Genomic DNA, 18,204 nt, shown 5'->3' on the forward strand with positions numbered 1-18,204 from the left:
GGGACCGGGAAGTGACCACAGGGAGCCTGTATCCCGCACAACGAGCGTCGCGGCACTTGGGTTACGGACGACGGATGATCGGACCACGAAGTCAACAGACTTTTACAGAAGGTGAGTTGAGTGTCGCCGAGCGTAGGGGGTCGTGCGGGAGGGGGCGTGGTACGGGCTTCAGCGGGCGTCGTCCGGGAGGAGCCGGGCGAGGGTGCGGACAGCTCGGTACTGGAGCGTCTTGATGGCGCCCTCGTTCTTGCCCATCACCCGGGCGGTCTCGGCGACGGAGAGCCCCTGCAGAAAGCGCAGGGTGACGCACTCCTGCTGCTGGGGATTGAGGCGTCGTACGGCGTCGAGCAGTGCCGCGTTCGACAGTGACTCCAGGACGGAGTCCTCGGGGCTGCGCTCGACCTCGTTCGCGTCGAGCATCTCGCCGGTGGTCACTTCCAGGCGGAAGCGGCTCGACTTGAAGTGGTCGGCGACCAGGTTGCGGGCGATGGTCACCAGCCAGGCGCCGAAGTCACGGCCCTGCCAGGTGAAGGTGCCGATCCGGCGCAGGGCGCGCAGGAACGTCTCGCTGGTGAGGTCTTCCGCGGTCGCCTTTCCGCCGACGCGGTAGTAGATGTAGCGGTACACGGTGTCGCTGTACTGGTCGTAGAGCCGCCCGAAGGCGTCGGCCTCGCCGGCCTGGGCGCGCTCGACGAGGTCCATCATCCGGGCGCTGTCGCTGTCTGCGGCCGGGCGGCGTGCGGTGGGCGTGGCGGCCGAGCCGGAGCGGCCCCGCCTGCCTACCGCCGCGCTGCCGTCGGCCAGTGCGTAGCACGGGCCGACGGGCGCGGGGAAGGCGAAGGCGGGGACGGCGTACGCGGTGGGGACGAAGCCGCGCAAGCGGTCGAGGACCGTTGCGCGCAGCGTAGCCAGGCCCGAGGCGTCAACCCCGACGTGTGAGTACACGGGACTCCCAGAGGCAGAGCTTCCATCACGTTCAGTGCGGGACCATTCACCCGTCGTAGCGACGGAGGGGTACCGGTTTGCGTCTGAGGAGAATAACGCTTCGTACAGGCAGTGCTACACCCAGTTGCTCAAATCATCGATTACGTCGCTTCTGTAACTGATTGACGCCTGATCAAGTGTTGTTCGGTGACCGATTGTTGATCGGTTCGGTTCGTGTTCCGGCTGGGTGCGGGGCGTGTTGTGGCCGGGTGGGAGCGGGGGGACTGGCCGGGGCGTTGTGGGGGTATGACCGGCGGAATGGGCTGGGCGGTGTGCCTTCCGACGGGCGTTTCCCCGCGCCCGTGGGGAGGCAGGGCTGCGCCCCGGCCCCCTGAGGGGTGGGTTCTTCGGGTGCGGGTGCGCGGGGGCTGGTCGCGCAGTTCCCCACGCCCCTGAAGGCATGGCCCGCGCCCGGCGTTCTCGGCCTGGGCCCGCGTCTTCGGCCCGCGCGGAACCACCCGGCGCGGGGCGCGCATCTTCAGGTCGTCCGGAACGATCCGGCTCGGGCCCGCACCTTCAGCCCGTCCGGCGTTCGAGGACGAGCCCTTCGGGCGAGCGGGGGTCCCAGGGGCGCAGCGCCCCTGGCCGGGGGCTGGGGGCGGAGACCCCAGGGGTGGGCGGGGGTCAGCGGCGACGGCGGTGGAGGGCGATGGCCGCGGCCGTGCCGCCTGCCACCGCGCCGACGCCCGCCGCGGCCGGGATACCGACCTTCGCGGCCTTGCGCGCCGTGCGGTAGTCCCGCAGCCGCCACTCGAAGGCGCGCGCGTGCTTGCGCAGCTTGGCGTCCGGGTTGATCGCGTAGGGGTGGCCGACCAGGGACAGCATGGGGATGTCGTTGTGCGAGTCGCTGTAGGCCGCGCACCGGGTGAGGTCCAGGCCCTCCGCCGTGGCCAGCGCGCGGACGGCCTCCGCCTTCGCCGGGCCGTGCAGGGGCTCGCCGACCAGCTTGCCGGTGTAGACGCCGTCCACCGACTCCGCGACCGTGCCCAGCGCGCCGGTCAGGCCCAGGCGGCGGGCGATCACCGTCGCGATCTCGACCGGGGCGGCCGTCACCAGCCACACCTTCTGGCCCGCGTCCAGGTGCGCCTGGGCGAGCGCACGCGTGCCGGGCCAGATGCGCTCGGCCATGTACTCGTCGTAGATCTCCTCGCCGATGGACATCAGCTCGGCGACCCGGTGGCCCTTGACGATCGACAGCGCCGAGTCGCGGGCGTCCTGCATGTGCTCGGGGTCCTCGACCCCGGCCAGCCTGAACCATGCCTGCTGCCAGGCGAATCGGGCGAGATCGCGGGTCTCGAAGAACTTCCGCTTGTACAGGCCCCGCCCGAAGTGGAAGAGCGCGGCGCCCTGCATGACGGTGTTGTCCAGGTCGAAGAAGGCGGCGGCCTTGTCGTCACCGAGCACCGGGAACTCCGGTTCGCGGTCGGGGACGTCCGGCTCGGCGTCGTGGGCGAGTTCCTCCAGTTCCTGCGAGGACTTGCGCGCTGCCTCCGCCGAGGCCTCGCCTGCCAACACGCTCCGCGCGGTGGCGGAGCGCCTACGGGGAGTGAGCCATCCGAGAGCGGCCATGGCGTGAGCATAGCCAGTTTGTTCGGTGGTACCGGAGTCGCGAGGGTTCGAAGCTGTGAACTCTCCGCGACCGAGCCGTTAAAGAAGCGGTCCGCGGCGTTTCCGATCGGCGCGTCGGAGCCCGTCTCCGGGGCCGGTTGTCGCCTCGCGCGCCGAAGAGGGGTCCCTGGTGCGCCCGCGGCGGGAGAATGGCCGGTATGAGTCCCATGTTCGGGCGCGGTGAGCGCCGTACGGAGAAGACGGAGAAGGCGGAGCGCGTGGAGAAGTCCGGGAGGGCCGGGGCGAGGGCGCCGGGTGAGCGGCTGGTCACGCTGATCAGGAAGCCCGGCTGTCACCTGTGTGATGACGCACAGCAAGTGGTGGAGAAGGTGTGTGGAGACCTCGGCGTGCCGTGGGAGGGGAAGGACATCACGCAGGACGAGGAACTGCACCGCGCGTACTGGGAGCAGATCCCCGTTGTGCTGGTGGACGGCGCCCAGCACACGTTCTGGCGCGTGGACGAGGGGCGCCTGCGCAAGGCCCTGGCCGCGTAGCGGCGCGGGATCCGGCCCGAGTCCGTCCTGACCGAGCAGTCCAGGTGGTCCGGAAAGTCGCCTAGGATCGACGGCGATTGGTCTCGGGGGCGGGATTCGTTGAGGAGTGTGTGCGGTTTTGCCCCCTTCAGGTGCGGAACGAAGCGGTCCGCGCGCTGGTTCCATACCCGCGCGCCGGGCATGCGTGACCCCCGTCACGTTGCCCGGGCAAATCGGACACCATCTTTGTGCACGCGTTCACAAAGACATAGCCTGCATTCGACGGGGCGGTCTAGGTACGTGTGACCGCCTGCAGCCCCGCTCTACCCGCAGGAGCACCGTGGCAACTGGCCGAACTCACCGACCGGCGACCCGCAGCCGAGGAATTCCCGAGGCCACCGTCGCCCGTCTTCCGCTGTACCTCCGAGCCCTCACCGCACTGTCGGAACGCTCGGTCCCCACGGTCTCCTCCGAGGAGCTCGCGGCCGCGGCGGGGGTCAACTCCGCGAAGCTGCGCAAGGACTTCTCCTACCTGGGCTCCTACGGGACGCGCGGTGTGGGGTACGACGTCGAGTATCTCGTGTACCAGATCTCCCGCGAGCTGGGCCTGACCCAGGACTGGCCGGTAGTGATCGTCGGCATCGGTAATCTCGGCGCCGCGCTGGCCAACTACGGCGGGTTCGCGTCCCGCGGCTTCCGGGTCGCCGCGCTGATCGACGCCGATCCGGAGATGGCCGGAAAGCAGGTCGCGGGCATCGCCGTGCAGCACAGCGACGGCCTGGAGAAGATCATCGACGAGAACGGCGTCTCCATCGGCGTCATCACCACCCCGCCGGGCGTGGCCCAGCAGGTCTGCGACCGGCTGGTCGCCGCCGGGGTCACCTCCATCCTGAACTTCGCGCCGACCGTCCTGTCCGTCCCGGACGGCGTCGACGTGCGCAAGGTCGACCTCTCGATCGAACTCCAGATCCTCGCCTTCCACGAGCAGCGCAAGGCCGGCGAGGAGGCCGAGGCCCAGGCCGGTGCCGCCGCCCAGGCCGCCGCGCAGGAGAACAACGGCAAAGGACCCGACGGGGACGTTCCCGCCGTGATGCCGGCATGAGTCTCCTCGTCGTCGGGCTGAGCCACCGCAGCGCCCCGGTCAGCGTCCTCGAGCGGGCCACGCTGACCGCGGACACGCAGGTCAAGCTGGTCCAGGACACCGTCGCCGCCGAGCCGGCCGCCGAGGCCGCGGTGCTCGCGACCTGCAACCGCATCGAGCTGTACGCCGACGTGGACAAGTTCCACGCGGGCGTCGCCGAGCTGTCCACGCTGCTCGCCCAGCACAGCGGGGTCGGGCTCGAGGAGCTCACCCCCCACCTCTACGTGCACTACGAGGACCGGGCCGTCCACCACCTCTTCTCGGTGGCGTGCGGGCTGGACTCGATGGTCGTGGGCGAGGGCCAGATCCTCGGCCAGATCAAGGACGCCCTGGCGGCCTCGCAGGAGCTGCACACCGCGGGCCGTCTGCTGAACGACCTGTTCCAGCAGGCGCTGCGGGTCGGCAAGCGGGCGCACTCCGAGACCGGCATCGACCGGGCCGGACAGTCCCTGGTCACCTTCGGCCTGGAACAGCTGTCCTCGGGCGCGCCCGTCGACGTCTGGGCCAAGGGCAAGCGGGCCCTCGTCATAGGGGCCGGCTCCATGTCCTCGCTGGCCGCGGCGACGCTCGCGCGCGCCGGGGTCTCCGAGATCGTCATCGCCAACCGCACGCCGGACCGCGCGCAGCGGCTCGCGCAGATCCTCAACGAGAACGAGGGCGGCGCCTCGGACGTGACGGCCCGCGCGGTACCGATGGACGCGGTGCCGGTCGAGCTGACACGTGCCGATGTCGCCGTCTCCTGCACCGGCGCGACGGGACTCGTCCTGACGGCCGAGTCGGTCGTGGCGGCCGTGGCGGGACGCACGGGGCAGGGCGTCGTTCAGGGCGTCGGCTCCGCTCGTACGGCACCGGACGCGCGGTTTGCCCGTACGGCGTCGGGCACGGCCGTGGACGACCACGCGCCGCTCCCGCCCACGAGCCTCGGCACCGAGGACAACTGCCCGCTCGAGGTGTCCACCGTGCAGGTCACGGCCGGGTTCTCCGTGCTCGGCGAGGCCGCCGTGGCCGGCCTGGGCGCCGCCGAGCTGGAGCAGCACGCGGCCTGGGTGGACAAGGGCGACGCGGCGGCCCGCGCCCCGCGCGCGGCGGGCCTCCTCGACCCGGAGGCCGACACGGAGGCCATCGCGGCGCTCGCCGCGGCCGTCGCCGTCGTCGGCCGGGTTCCCGAGCGCCGCAGGCCCGAACCGGTCGCCGAGGCGCCCCGGCCCGCGCCCGCGCTGGCACTGCTCGACCTCGCCATGCCCCGTGACATCGACGCGGCCGTGCACCGCCTGCTCGGCGTGCGCCTGGTCGACATCGAGTCGCTGGCCGAAGCCTCCGCGGACGCGCCGATGGCCGCCGACGTGGACCAGGTGCGGCGGATCGTCGCCGACGAGGTGGCCGCGTTCAGCGCCGCCCAGCGGGCCGCCCACATCACGCCCACCGTCGTGGCGCTGCGGACCATGGCCGCCGACCTCGTCGCGAGTGAGATCGCGCGGCTCGACGGACGGCTGCCGGACCTCGACGACAAGCAGCGGGGCGAGATCACACAGACCGTACGGCGTGTCGTCGACAAGCTGTTGCACGCGCCGACCGTACGGGTCAAGCAACTCGCCGCCGAACCCGGTGGCGCCGGGTACGCGGACGCGCTGCGAACCCTGTTCGACCTGGACCCGGAGACGGTCGCCTCCGTCTCGCGGGCCGAGAACAACACCGAGAACGCCAAGAACCGAGGGCGAGCATGAGTGAGCCGCGTGAGCCACAGGGGCGCACCGGCGGCGGGAGTACGAGCGCGCACAGCCCCGATGGGCTGGGCACCGAAGGACTTCCGGCGCCGGACGCACCGCCCCGAGGGGCTGAGCCGGAACAAGGGGCACTGAGGCTGGGGACCAGGCGCAGCAAACTCGCCATGGCCCAGTCCGCACTGGTGGCGGACGCAGTGGGCAAGGTGACCGGACGGCCCGTCGAGCTCGTGGAGATCACGACGTACGGCGACGTCTCCCGTGAGGACCTCGCGCAGATCGGCGGCACCGGTGTGTTCGTCGTCGCGCTGCGTGAGGCGCTGCTGCGCGGCGAGGTCGACTTCGCCGTGCACTCGCTCAAGGACCTGCCGACCGAGCAGCCCGACGGGCTGGTGCTGGCCGCCGTGCCGGTGCGCGAGGACGCGCGCGACGTACTCGTCGCCCGTGACGGCCTCACCTTCGCGCAGCTCCCCCGGGGCGCGCGGGTCGGTACCGGTTCGCCGCGCCGGATGGCCCAGCTGAACGCGTACGCGCGCAACCACGGGACGACGATCGAGACGGTCGCGATCCGCGGGAACGTCGACACGCGGATCGGATACGTGCACGGTGGGGAGCTCGACGCCGTCGTGCTCGCCGCCGCCGGCCTCAGCCGCCTGGGGCGGCTGGACGAGGTGACGGACTTCCTGTCCGTCGACACGGTTTTGCCCGCCCCCGGCCAGGGGGCCCTGGCGATCGAGTGCACCGCGGACAACGCGGATCTCGTCGCCGCGCTCGGAGAGCTCGACGACCCGTTCACCCGGGTCGCCGTGACCGCCGAGCGGTCCCTGCTCGCCGCCCTGGAGGCAGGCTGCAGCGCACCCGTGGGTGCGTTCGCCGACCTCCTCGCGGACGGGCAGATTGTCAAGGAAATGCGCCTGCGCGGCGTCGTCGGCACGACCGACGGCTCGACGCTGGTGCAGTTGTCCACCACCGGTCCCGTGCCCGAGACGCACGACCAAGCAAGGGCGCTCGGCCGTGAACTCGCCGCCGAGATGCTTGCGAAGGGCGCGGCCGGTCTGATGGGGGAGCGAGCACATTGAGCCCCACCAACCTTCCCGCCGGTCCCGAACACGGGCACGTCACCTTCCTCGGTGCCGGACCCGGAGATCCGGGACTACTGACACTGCGCGCCGTGGAGGCGCTGGCGAACGCGGACGTCCTCGTCGCCGGGCACGAGGTGCTCGACGTCGTGCGTGCGCACGCCAGGCAGAACGTCGCCGTGCTGAACACGGATACGGAGACGGCTTTCAGCACGTCCGCCGGTCCGTACTCGGGCACAGGCGCGTCCCAGTCAGCGGTTGTTGACGCCTTGTCAGCAGCCGTTGGTGACCCCGCGTCGAGGGACGCCGCCAATCTTGTCATGGAGGCCGCGCGGGGCGGCAAGCGGGTCGTGCGTGCGGTGTCCGGTGACCCCGGGCTCGACACGTACGCCGCCGAGGAGATGCTGGCCTGCGCCGCCGCAGGTGTGCCGTTCGAGGTCGTGCCCGGCGTCGCGGCGGCCGTGGGCGTGCCCGCGTACGCCGGTGTGCCGCTGCGGGACGCGCAGGGCGCGGACGTGCGGTTCGTCGACGCGCGGACGGCCTCCGACCGGTGCTGGACCGAGGTCGGGGCGTCGGACGGCACGGTCGTCGTGTCGGCGACGCTCGACTCCGTGGCCGCGGCCGCGGGAGAGCTCGTCGCCTCGGGCCGCAAGCCCGATACACCGATGTCGGTGACGGTCGCGGGTACGACCACGCGGCAGCGGACCTGGTCTGCCACGCTCGGGACCATCGCGCAGACCCTCAAGCAGGCCAAGGTGCTGCCGTCCCCGGACGGCGGCCGGCCGGTGATAGCCGTGGTCGGTGAGCGTTCCGCCGCCGCCCAGCGCGACCAGTTGTCGTGGTTCGAGTCCAAGCCGCTGTTCGGCTGGAAGGTGCTCGTGCCGCGCACGAAGGAGCAGGCGGCCTCGCTCTCCGACCAGCTGCGTTCGTACGGCGCCGTGCCGCACGAGGTGCCCACGATCGCCGTCGAGCCGCCGCGTACGCCGCAGCAGATGGAGCGTGCGGTCAAGGGGCTCGTCACCGGGCGCTACGAGTGGATCGCCTTCACGTCGGTCAACGCGGTGAAGGCGGTGCGGGAGAAGTTCGAGGAGTACGGGCTCGACGCGCGGGCCTTCGCCGGGATCAAGGTCGCGGCGGTGGGCGAGCAGACGGCGAAGGCGCTGGTCGCCTTCGGCGTGAAGCCGGACCTGGTGCCGAGCGGGGAGCAGTCCGCCGCCGGGCTGCTGGACGACTGGCCGCCGTACGACCCGGTGTTCGACCCGATCGACCGGGTGTTCCTGCCGCGGGCGGACATCGCCACCGAGACGCTGGTCGCGGGGCTCATCGAGCTGGGCTGGGAGGTCGACGACGTCACGGCCTACCGGACCGTGCGGGCGTCGCCGCCGCCGGCGGAGACCCGTGAGGCGATCAAGGGCGGTGGCTTCGACGCCGTTCTGTTCACGTCCTCGTCCACGGTGCGGAACCTGGTCGGGATCGCGGGCAAGCCGCACAACGTGACGGTGATCGCGTGTATCGGTCCCGCCACCGCCAAGACGGCGGAGGAGCACGGGCTGCGGGTCGATGTCATGGCTCCGGAGCCGTCGGTGCACAAGCTGGCGGAGGCGTTGGCGGACTTCGGGTTGCGGCGGCGGGCTGCCGCCGCGGAGGCCGGGGATCCGGTGACGCGGCCCAGTGAGCGGCGGCCGGGGGCGCGGAGGCGGCGGGCCACGTAGGTGTGAGGTGGGAGTGCGGGGCGGTCGGGGTGGATTTTCTTTCGCCCCCGCCGCCCCTACCCGTCCCATCGCCTGCCTGGGGGCTCCGCCCCCAGACCCTCGCCAGGGGCGCTGTGCCCCCTGGACCCGCGCTCGCCCGAAGTGCTCGTCCTCAATCGCCGGACGGGCTGAACAGGGGCGCGGGGAACTGCGCGACCAGCCCCCACCCACCCGCGTCCGAAGAACCACCCGCACCAAGCCGCACCCTTCGTACCCGTATCCGTACCGGCACGATGTCGGCAAAAGGGGTGGGGCGGCGGGCGTAGCGTGGGGGGATGACGAAGTACGGATCCTTCCCCGGTACGCGGCCGCGGCGGCTGCGTACGACGCCGGTGATGCGGCGCATGGTCGCCGAGACCCGGCTGCACCCCGCCGACTTCATCCTCCCCGCGTTCGTGCGGGAGGGCGTGAGCGAGCCGGTGCCGATCGGGGCGATGCCCGGTGTCGTGCAGCACACCCGGGACAGCCTGAAGAAGGCGGCCCTGGAGGCGGTGGAGGCCGGAATCTCGGGGATCATGCTCTTCGGGGTGCCGGAGGACTCGAAGAAGGACGCCGTGGGGACGCCCGGCACCGATCCGGACGGGATCCTGCAGCTCGCCCTCCGTGATGTGCGCGCCGAGGTCGGGGACGAACTCCTCGTCATGTCCGACCTGTGTCTGGACGAGACCATCGACCACGGGCACTGCGGAGTCCTCGACGCGGAAGGGCGCGTGGACAACGACGCGACCCTGGAGCGCTACGCCGAGATGGCCCAGGTCCAGGCCGACGCCGGGGCCCATGTGGTGGGCCCCAGCGGGATGATGGACGGGCAGATCGGCGTCATCCGGGACGCCCTGGACCAGATCGGCCGCGAGGACGTCGCCATCCTCGCCTACACCGCCAAGTACTCCTCGGCCTTCTACGGGCCCTTCCGGGAGGCCGTCGGCTCCTCGCTCAAGGGCGACCGCAAGACGTACCAGCAGGATCCCGCGAACCTCCGGGAGTCCATGCGGGAGCTCGCCCTCGACCTGGAGGAGGGCGCCGACATGGTGATGGTGAAGCCGGCCGGACCCTACCTGGACGTTCTCGCGCGGGTCGCCGACGCGGTGGACGTGCCCGTGGCCGCGTACCAGATCTCCGGCGAGTACTCGATGATCGAGGCGGCGGCGGAGAAGGGCTGGATCGACCGGGACAAGGCGATCCTGGAGACGCTGACCGGCATCAAGCGGGCCGGGGCGCGGAACATCCTCACCTACTGGGCGACCGAGGTCGCCCGGACGCTGCGCTAGGCCGCCTTCGGCCGGTGGCCCCGGGAAGGCTCAGTAGGACAGCGCGTCGTCCAGGCTCTGCTGCCAGTACGTCACCGTGAGCTTGTCGTCGACGTACACGCCCTTCGCGGGGAGGGCCGGGGTCGAGGTGGCGCCCTTCGCGAAGCCGACCACCAGGGTCTTCGCCGTGTAGCCGTTGCCGCCGCTGCCGTCGCCGGCCGACAGGAGGACGCCCGCGTAGCCGGACTCGCCCGGGGCGAGGGTGACGACCGCCTGCGGGTGGGTCTGCTCGGCGACCGGGGGGACCGACTGGGCCTCGCCGAAGCGGGCGATCGGGTAGCCGGTCAGGTCGCAGTTCTTCGAGCCGGTGTTGGTGACGGTGAGGAGCAGGTGGTTGAGGGGGCGGGACACCTCGGTCGCGGTGGTCCGGGTGTTGGCGCCGTTGCAGGCGGCGTTCCGGGTGCCGCCCGTGCCGCCCGTGCCGGTGCCGCCTCCCGTGGCCTTGCCGCCGCCCGTCTTGCCGGAGGAACCGTTCGCGGAGCCCTTCGTGGAGCCCTTCGTCGGGGTGGCGGCCGAGCCTCCCGTCGAGGCGCCGCTGTCGGCCGCCGGCTTCGCCGTCGTCGAACCGCCCGGCTGAGCCGAGGACTGTGACGCGGCGGACGGGCCCTCGTCCCGTACGCCCTTTCCGTTGTCGCACGCCGTGAGGGCGAGCGCGGCGAGCGCGACCGTCGAGGCGGCGAGCAGACGGGTACGGACGGTGCGTGCGGACATGGGTGATCCCCCTGTGGATGTCGGACCGGGTCGGCCGCTCGAACGGTCGGGGCGAGCGGCGTGCTTGGATGGCCACAGCTTGTGGGGTGATCCCTCCCAGCCGCCACGGTTGCCGGGAGATACGGGACGCCGGAACGTTCGTAAGGGGTCTGACCTGGGGGAATGTCATCCCCCTGGAATGCGGCCCGGGACGCGGGGGATGGGGGAACGGTGGCCGGGGACGAGTTCGCGGGATTGCTTCGGGAGTTGAAGGAGCGGTCCGGGCTCAGTTACGGGGCGCTCGCGAAGCGGCTGCACGTGAGTACGTCCACGCTGCACCGGTACGTGAACGGGGACGCCGTACCGACGGACTACGCGCCGGTGGAGCGGCTCGCGCGGGCGTGCCGGGCGACGCCGGAGGAGCTGGTGGATCTGCACCGGCGGTGGGTTCTCGCGGACGCGCTGCGGGGGCAGAAGGGCGCGGTCGCGGGGGCCCTGCCGGACGTCGTCGCGGGTGCCGGGCCGGGTTTCGTGCCGGAGACCGGTCAGGAGGCTGGTCCGGAGGCGGGCCAGGAGGCCGGGCTGGAGGCTGGTCCGGAGGCGGGCCAGGAGGCCGTCGCTCAGGCGCCGGTGCGGCGGAGTCGACGGGCCGTGGCGCTCGCCGCCGCCGGTGCCGTCGTGCTGGCCGCCGTCGCCTCCACCGCGCTCGTCGTGCGCCTCGGGTCCGGCACGAGCGACGACGACACCAAGGGGCATGCCGTGGCCCTCGGCATACCGCCCGGCGCGCGCCTGCGTGCCGACAGCACCCCGACCGGCGCGCGTCAGGGGTCGGCGTCGCCGTCCGCCTCGCGCGACGGCGGACCCACGGCGTCCTCCTCGTCGATCGGCGGGGCGGTGGACCCGGTGGACCAGGACGCCTCAACCGGGAAGGGCGCCGGCGAGGACGGCGCCACCGCGCCGACCGTCGTCGCCGACCCGTACAAGTGGGACGGCCCGTGCAGTCAGCACTATCTGGTGAACCGGAAGGCCGAGCAGGTGCCGCCGCCGCCCAACGAGGCGGACGCGCGGGGGTGGGTCGGCGCGCTCGGCGGGGTCGCCGGCGGGCAGCAGATGCTCGCGCTGACCGTGCAGGGCACCGGGAGGGCCACCGTCGTCCTGCGGGGTCTGCATGTGCGGGTGCTGGAGAAGAACGCGCCGCTCGCCTGGAACGACTACGCGATGGGCGTCGGCTGCGGTGGCGGTGTGGAGACCAAGTCGTTCGCCGTGGACCTCGACGCGGGGCGGCCCGTGACCGCGCCCAAGGCCGGACAGCGGGACTTCCCCTACAAGGTCAGTGAGTCCGACCCCGAGGTGTTCTACGTCTTCGCGGACGCCCAGGCGCACGACGTGAGCTGGTACCTGGAGCTGGACTGGTCCAGCGGGTCGAAGAGCGGCACGGTGCGGGTCGACGACCACGGGAAGCCGTTCCGGACGAGCGGGAGCCTCGGACGTCCCGCGTACGACTATCCGCTGGGCGGAAGCGAGTGGCAGACGGCGGCTCCCGCCGGGTAGGGCTCTGGTGTCGCCGACCCGGGCACGATCAAGTCGCCCCAGGAGTTAGGTTGTTGCTCGTTTGATAACGCGACTCTCCAGGGAGAGGCTTTATGCCCGGTGATGCTCTCAGCCAGGACCCCGCCGAGCTGAGAAGGAGGATCGACACCACCAAGGCGCACCCGGCTCGCGTCTACGACGTCTTCCTCGGGGGCAAGGACAACTACCCGGTCGACCGGAACGCTGCCGCCGCGGCGCTCGCGGCCAACCCGCGCGGATACCTCGACGTCCGGCACAACCGGGACTTCCTGCGGCGCGCGGTGACCACGCTGACCCGGGAGGACGGCATCCGCCAGTACCTGGACATAGGTACGGGACTGCCGACGCAGGAGAACGTGCACCAGATCGCCCAGCGGATCGAGCCCACGTCCCGGGTCGTGTACGTCGACAACGACCCGGTGGTCCTCGCCCACGCGCGGGCGCTGCTCACCAGTGGGCCGGAGGGGGTGACCGACTACGTCGACGCGGACCTCAAGCAGCCCGCGCAGATTCTCCAGGAGGCCGCCAAGACCCTCGACCTCGACCAGCCGGTCGCGCTCGTGCTGGTGGCGATCCTGCACTTCATCGAGGACGACGAGGCCTATCCGATCGTCCGTGATCTGGTGAAGGCGCTGCCGTCCGGGAGCCGGGTGGTGCTCAGCCATCTCACCGAGGACCTGAACGCCGAGAACGTCCGGGCGGTGCAGCGGACGTACACCGAGCGCGGGTTCACGTTCGTGCTGCGGTCCAAGGCCGAGGTCGAGCGGTTCTTCACGGAGAACGGGCTCGAACCGGACGAGCCGGGTGTCGTCCCCGTGCACCACTGGCGGCCCGACGGGGCGGCGCCCGCTCCCGAGGTGGCCGATCCGGGGTACCTCGCGAGCCTCGACGACATCGAGAAGGTCCGCTACCGCGACATCAACGACGTCACGGACGCCGACATCAACGTCTACGGGGCGACCGCCGTCAAGCGCTGAACGCCCGGCGGGGGCGGCGGGCCGGGTCTCCCGCACCGCCGCCCCCGCCGCCCGAGGGGGCTCAGTCCCACCAGAAGGACCACACCCGCCGGCCGAGCACCTCGTGCTCCGCGTACGCGCGCAGCGTCTCGTGGTGGCCCTGGGTGATGTTGTCCGGGCAGAACGCGAAGTGCTCGGCCGCCACCGCCTCGGCCTCGTCCCGGGTCCGGGGCGGCGCCGCCACCGACAGCACCAGCCGGTCGAAGGTGAGGGCCACGACCCGTATGCCGAAGCGGTCCTCCCAGGAGCGCAGCACCGCGCACAGGCGGGCCACGTCACCCTCGTGGTTCAGCGGGCCGGACCAGCCGATCGCCGCCGGGACGTCCGCGCTGCGGCGGGCCGGGACCAGCGCGAGGCGCGGCTCCTTGAGCCACGAGCCGCTGTCCGTGAGGGAGTCGGCGATCTCGGCGGCACGGGTGTCGGGGTCGGTCTCCTGTTCCGTGGCGGGCGCGAGACCGGGCCAGGCGGGGCCGAACGGCGCGACCTTCTCGTCGTACGTCGGCCGCTCGCCGAAGACCTCGACGACGGCCTGCCTGCCGGGGTAGTCCTCGTCCGCGCCGAGTTCCTCCGCCGCGTACTCGTCCCAGAACTCCGCGAGTACGTCCTCGGCGTCGTGGTCCCCGGGGTACGACACCTCGCCCGGCATCAACTCCCAGTCCTCCGGGGCGCCCTGAGCACCACCCACGTCGATGACGAGGGGGAGCAGCCCGGACGTCCGCCGCGCGGGCTCCAGCGCCGCCCAGCCGCCGGGGGCCGCCGGTCCGCCGGCGTGCCACAGCAGCGGCTCGCGCGACGGGCCGTCGTTCTCCCCCACTGCCTCAAGGGCGTGGGAGGTACCCCCAGCGTCGATCAGTCTCCCGGCCGGGAGTTCAAGCCCGAGCGTGTGGCCGCTCGGGTCGGCCGCCAGCTTCGGCAGCGGGTTAGGAAGTGTCGCCATGCCGGTGACTGTAGGGGCCGCCACTGACAACGCGAGGCGAGCCCCCCGTTCCTGCCTCGCGACAGCCTCAACGACGGTGCGGCCGAAAGAAGTTGATGCCGCGACGACGGCCCCGGTGGGACGGTGATGTCACCGTCGCACCGGGGCCGCGAGGTCCGCGCGTCCCGCCCGGCCGTCAGAGCCGCTCGGGCGTCCGGATGCCCAGCAGGGCCATGCCCTGGTGGAGGGTCCGGGCCGTCAGGTCGCAGAGGAACAGCCGGTTCTCCGCCACCTCCTGGGCCGGCGCCGGCTTGATCACCGGGCACTGGTCGTAGAACGTCGTGTAGAGCGACGCCAGCTGGTACAGGTACGCCGCCAGCTTGTGCGGCGCGTACTCCGCGGCGACCTCCTCCAGCGTCTCCGCGAACCGGTCCAGGTGCAGGCCCAGTTCCCGCTCCGCCGGGGCCAGTTCGAGCTCCGGGTGCGCCAGCGCCGTACGGTCACCGGCCTTGCCGAAGATCGACCGGATACGGGCGTACGCGTACTGGAGGTACACCGACGTGTCGCCGTTCAGCGAGACCATCTGGTCCAGGTCGAACTTGTAGTCCCGGACGGCGGAGGTGGAGAGGTCCGCGTACTTCACGGCGCCGATACCGACGTACCGGCCGTTCTCCACGATCTCCTGCTCGCTCAGGCCCACCTTCTCGGCCTTCTCGCGGACCACGGTCGTCGCCCGCTCGATCGCCTCGTCCAGCAGGTCCACCAGCCGGATCGTCTCGCCCTCACGGGTCTTGAACGGCTTGCCGTCCTTGCCCAGCACCGTGCCGAAGGCGAGCTGGTGCGCCTTCACGTCGTCGTTCAGCCAGCCCGCCCTGCGCGCGGTCTCGAAGACCATCTTGAAGTGCAGGGACTGGCGGGCGTCCACGACGTACAGGAGCGTCGACGCCTTGAGCCGGAAGACACGGTCGCGGATCGCGGACAGGTCGGTCGCCGCGTAGCCGTAGCCGCCGTCCGACTTCCGCACGATCAGCGGCACCGGGTTGCCCTCGGGGCCCTTGATGTCGTCGAAGAAGACGCACAGGGCGCCCTCCGAGCGGACCGCGACGCCGGACTCCTCCAGGAGACGGCAGGTCTCGTCCAGCATGTCGTTGTAACCGGACTCGCCGACCACGTCCGGGTCGCGGATCTCCATGTCCAGCTTCTCGAAGACCGAGTAGAAGTAGATCTTCGACTCGTCCACGAACTTCTGCCACATGGCCAGCGTCTCGGGCTCGCCCGCCTGGAGGTCCACCACCCGGCGCCGCGCCCGCGTCTTGAACTCCTCGTCGGAGTCGAAGAGCGTCCGCGCCGCCTTGTAGAGCCGGTTCAGGTTCGACATGGCCTCCTCGCCGGAGACCTCGCCGCCCTGGTGGTCCAGCTCGTGCGGGTGCTCGATCAGGTACTGGATGAGCATGCCGAACTGGGTGCCCCAGTCGCCGATGTGGTGACGCCGTACGACGGACTCGCCCACGAACTCCAGGATCTGGACCACCGCGTCACCGATCACGGCCGAGCGGAGGTGACCTACGTGCATCTCCTTCGCCACGTTCGGCTGCGCGTAGTCGATCACCGTCGTGCCCGGGTGCTCCACGAGCGGCACGCCGAGGCGCTCGCCGTCCGCGTACCGCGCCGCCAGGTTCTCGGTGATCGCCCGGTCGGTGATCGTGATGTTCAGGAAGCCGGGTCCGGAGACCTCGATGTCCTTGATCACCTCACCCGACTCGACCCGCGCCACGACCTGCGTCGCCAGCTCTCTCGGGTTCGCCTTCGCCTTCTTCGCGAGCGCCAGGATCCCGTTGGCCTGGAAGTCGGCCCGGTCGCTTCGTCGCAGCAGCGGGTCCGCGGAACCGGCCTCCGGCAGGGCTGCCGTGAGGGCGTCCGCGAGGCGCTGGTGGACGGAAGCGGTGAGGGACGTGACCGAGGCCATGGGGTGGATGCCGTTCTCCTCGAGGGATTCAGATGGACCCGGCCAGTATCCCATGGGGGAGCAAGCGGAATTCGCTGCGACGGACCGGCGGCGCCGGGTGACGAGGGGCACTGAAAAGCCGTTTTCGTGGTTCCGGTCCCAGCTGGGAGAATGGTCCGGTCAGCCGTACTGGCGTATCAGAAAGAAGGACGTGCCGATCGTGGCTCAGAGCACCGAGACCACCGACTGGGTCTCCCGTTTCGCGGACGAGGTCATCGCCGAGTCGGAGCGTCGTGCCCCGGGCAAACCGGTCGTCGTCGCGTCCGGACTCTCCCCCTCCGGCCCCATCCACCTCGGCAACCTGCGCGAGGTCATGACCCCGCACCTGGTCGCCGACGAGATCCGCCGCCGCGGACTCACCGTGCGCCACCTGATCTCCTGGGACGACTACGACCGCTACCGCAAGGTCCCGGCGGGCGTCCCCGGCATCGACGAGTCCTGGGCCGAGCACATCGGCAAGCCGCTGACCTCCGTCCCCGCTCCCGAGGGCTCGGAGCACCCGAACTGGGCCGAGCACTTCAAGGCCGCGATGACCGACGCGCTGGCCGAGCTCGGCGTCGAGTACGACCCGATCAGCCAGACCGAGCAGTACACCGCGGGCGCCTACCGCGAGCAGGTCCTGTTCGCGATGAGGCACCGCGGCGACATCGACGCCGTCCTGGAGCAGTACCGCACCAAGAAGGCCCCGGCCAAGAAGCAGCAGGGCCAGAAGCCCGTCGACGAGGCCGAGCTCGAAGCCGCCGAGGGCTCCGGCGCCGCCGCCGAGGACGACGGCAGCTCCACCTCCGGGTACTTCCCGTACAAGCCCTACTGCGGCCGGTGCGAGAAGGACCTCACCACCGTCACGGCCTACGACGACGAGACGACCGAGCTGACGTACACCTGCTCGGCCTGCGGTTTCTCCGAGACCGTCCGGCTCAGCGAGTTCAACCGCGGCAAGCTGGTCTGGAAGGTCGACTGGCCGATGCGCTGGGCCCGCGAGGGTGTGGTCTTCGAGCCGAGCGGCGTCGACCACTCGTCCCCGGGGTCCTCCTTCCAGGTCGGCGGCCAGATCGTCGGGATCTTCGGCGGCGAGCAGCCGATCGGACCGATGTACGCCTTCGTCGGCATCAGCGGCATGGCCAAGATGTCCAGCAGCAAGGGCGGGGTCCCCACCCCGGCCGACGCGCTGAAGATCATGGAGCCGCAGCTGCTGCGCTGGCTGTACGCCCGCCGCCGCCCCAACCAGTCGTTCAAGATCGCCTTCGACCAGGAGATCCAGCGGCTCTACGACGAGTGGGACAAGCTCGCGGGCAAGGTCGCCGACGGCTCCGTGCTGCCCGCCGACGCCGCCGCCCACGCCCGCGCCGTCGGCACGGCCGCCGGTGAACTGCCCAGGACTCCCCGCCCGATGGCGTACCGCACCCTCGCCTCCGTCGCCGACATCACCGCCGGCGCCGAGGACCAGACCCTGCGCATCCTGAGCGAGCTCGACCCGGAGAACCCGCTCGGCTCGCTCGACGAGGTCCGGCCCCGGCTCGACAAGGCCGAGACCTGGATCAACACCCAGGTCCCGGCGGAGGAGCGCACCGTCGTGCGCGCCGAGCCCGACGCCGAACTGCTCGCGTCCCTCGACGACCAGGGACGCGAGTCGCTGCGGCTGCTCCTGGACGGCCTGGACAAGAACTGGTCCCTGGACGGCCTGACCCATCTCGTCTACGGCGTCCCCAAGGTCCAGGCCGGCTTCCCGGCCGACGCCACCGCCAAGGAGCTCCCGGCGGAGATCAAGGTCGCCCAGCGCACGTTCTTCGCGCTGCTCTACCACCTGCTCGTCGGCCGCGACACCGGCCCGCGCCTGCCCACGCTGCTCCTCGCGGTCGGCCAGGACCGGGTCCGCAAGCTGCTCGCCGCGTAGGCCCTCGGCCGTACGAGGAAGGGGGCGCCCGGTGATCCACCGGGCGCCCC

At 71.6% G+C, this 18,204-nt stretch carries 14 protein-coding genes; 9 read left to right on the top strand and 5 right to left on the bottom strand.

Annotated features, from left to right (window positions below):
* Window positions 1–168 precede the first annotated feature (168 nt).
* Together HEP85_RS22810 and HEP85_RS22815 are read right to left on the bottom strand one after the other, a co-directional pair.
* Window positions 169–945, bottom strand: coding sequence for an ECF subfamily RNA polymerase sigma factor, BldN family (locus HEP85_RS22810; RefSeq protein ID WP_148012257.1), 777 nt, complete (start codon window positions 943–945; stop codon window positions 169–171).
* A gap of 663 nt (window positions 946–1,608) precedes the next feature.
* Window positions 1,609–2,553, bottom strand: coding sequence for an HAD family phosphatase (locus tag HEP85_RS22815; protein WP_168529409.1), 945 nt, complete (start codon window positions 2,551–2,553; stop codon window positions 1,609–1,611).
* 188 nt (window positions 2,554–2,741) lie between these two features.
* On the opposite strand from HEP85_RS22815, the gene HEP85_RS22820 reads away from it, so the two are divergent.
* The 6 genes from HEP85_RS22820 (at window position 2,742) to hemB (ending at window position 10,025) form a co-directional block, all read left to right on the top strand.
* Window positions 2,742–3,086 (top strand): glutaredoxin family protein, encoded by a 345-nt coding sequence (locus HEP85_RS22820; protein WP_168529410.1) that lies wholly within the window; start codon window positions 2,742–2,744, stop codon window positions 3,084–3,086.
* Window positions 3,087–3,405: 319 nt separating this feature from the next.
* Window positions 3,406–4,167 carry a redox-sensing transcriptional repressor Rex gene (locus tag HEP85_RS22825; RefSeq protein WP_168529411.1) on the top strand — a complete coding sequence of 254 codons (762 nt, stop codon included), beginning with the start codon at window positions 3,406–3,408 and terminating at the stop codon, window positions 4,165–4,167.
* On the top strand, window positions 4,164–5,930 hold the full coding sequence (locus tag HEP85_RS22830) for a glutamyl-tRNA reductase (protein ID WP_168529412.1): 1,767 nt from the start codon (window positions 4,164–4,166) through the stop codon (window positions 5,928–5,930). The genes HEP85_RS22825 and HEP85_RS22830 overlap by 4 nt, the downstream gene beginning before the upstream one ends.
* 131 nt (window positions 5,931–6,061) lie before the next feature.
* Complete coding sequence (gene hemC, locus HEP85_RS22835) at window positions 6,062–7,006, top strand: hydroxymethylbilane synthase (RefSeq protein ID WP_282189911.1); 945 nt, start codon at window positions 6,062–6,064, stop codon at window positions 7,004–7,006.
* Window positions 7,003–8,718: a bifunctional uroporphyrinogen-III C-methyltransferase/uroporphyrinogen-III synthase gene (locus tag HEP85_RS22840; RefSeq protein ID WP_168529414.1), complete on the top strand. Its 1,716-nt coding sequence runs from the start codon at window positions 7,003–7,005 to the stop codon at window positions 8,716–8,718. The genes hemC and HEP85_RS22840 overlap by 4 nt, the downstream gene beginning before the upstream one ends.
* 314 nt (window positions 8,719–9,032) lie before the next feature.
* Window positions 9,033–10,025: a porphobilinogen synthase gene (hemB, locus tag HEP85_RS22845; RefSeq protein WP_168529415.1), complete on the top strand. Its 993-nt coding sequence runs from the start codon at window positions 9,033–9,035 to the stop codon at window positions 10,023–10,025.
* Between the two features lie 30 nt (window positions 10,026–10,055).
* On the opposite strand, the gene HEP85_RS22850 is transcribed toward hemB, so the two are convergent.
* Complete coding sequence (locus HEP85_RS22850) at window positions 10,056–10,775, bottom strand: DUF4232 domain-containing protein (RefSeq protein ID WP_168529417.1); 720 nt, start codon at window positions 10,773–10,775, stop codon at window positions 10,056–10,058.
* Between the two features lie 210 nt (window positions 10,776–10,985).
* Here HEP85_RS22850 and HEP85_RS22855 point away from each other — a divergent pair, with 210 nt between their 5' ends.
* A complete protein-coding gene (locus HEP85_RS22855) occupies window positions 10,986–12,305 on the top strand; it encodes a helix-turn-helix domain-containing protein (RefSeq protein WP_356016506.1) in 1,320 nt (439 codons plus the stop codon).
* A 92-nt stretch (window positions 12,306–12,397) separates the two neighbouring features.
* On the top strand, window positions 12,398–13,300 hold the full coding sequence (locus tag HEP85_RS22860) for an SAM-dependent methyltransferase (RefSeq protein ID WP_168529423.1): 903 nt from the start codon (window positions 12,398–12,400) through the stop codon (window positions 13,298–13,300).
* A gap of 61 nt (window positions 13,301–13,361) precedes the next feature.
* Here HEP85_RS22860 and HEP85_RS22865 read toward each other — a convergent pair whose 3' ends face one another.
* Together HEP85_RS22865 and argS are read right to left on the bottom strand one after the other, a co-directional pair.
* Window positions 13,362–14,276 carry a DUF4253 domain-containing protein gene (locus HEP85_RS22865; RefSeq protein ID WP_168529425.1) on the bottom strand — a complete coding sequence of 305 codons (915 nt, stop codon included), beginning with the start codon at window positions 14,274–14,276 and terminating at the stop codon, window positions 13,362–13,364.
* 175 nt (window positions 14,277–14,451) lie between these two features.
* Entirely contained in the window at window positions 14,452–16,221 is a 1,770-nt protein-coding gene (gene argS, locus HEP85_RS22870) for an arginine--tRNA ligase (RefSeq protein WP_369657808.1), read from the bottom strand.
* Window positions 16,222–16,411: 190 nt separating this feature from the next.
* Here argS and lysS point away from each other — a divergent pair, with 190 nt between their 5' ends.
* A complete protein-coding gene (gene lysS, locus HEP85_RS22875) occupies window positions 16,412–18,154 on the top strand; it encodes a lysine--tRNA ligase (RefSeq protein WP_168529427.1) in 1,743 nt (580 codons plus the stop codon).
* Window positions 18,155–18,204: the final 50 nt, after the last annotated feature.

The organism is Streptomyces sp. RPA4-2, from assembly GCF_012273515.2.
In the GTDB taxonomy this organism is placed as follows: Bacteria; Actinomycetota; Actinomycetes; order Streptomycetales; family Streptomycetaceae; genus Streptomyces; species Streptomyces kaempferi.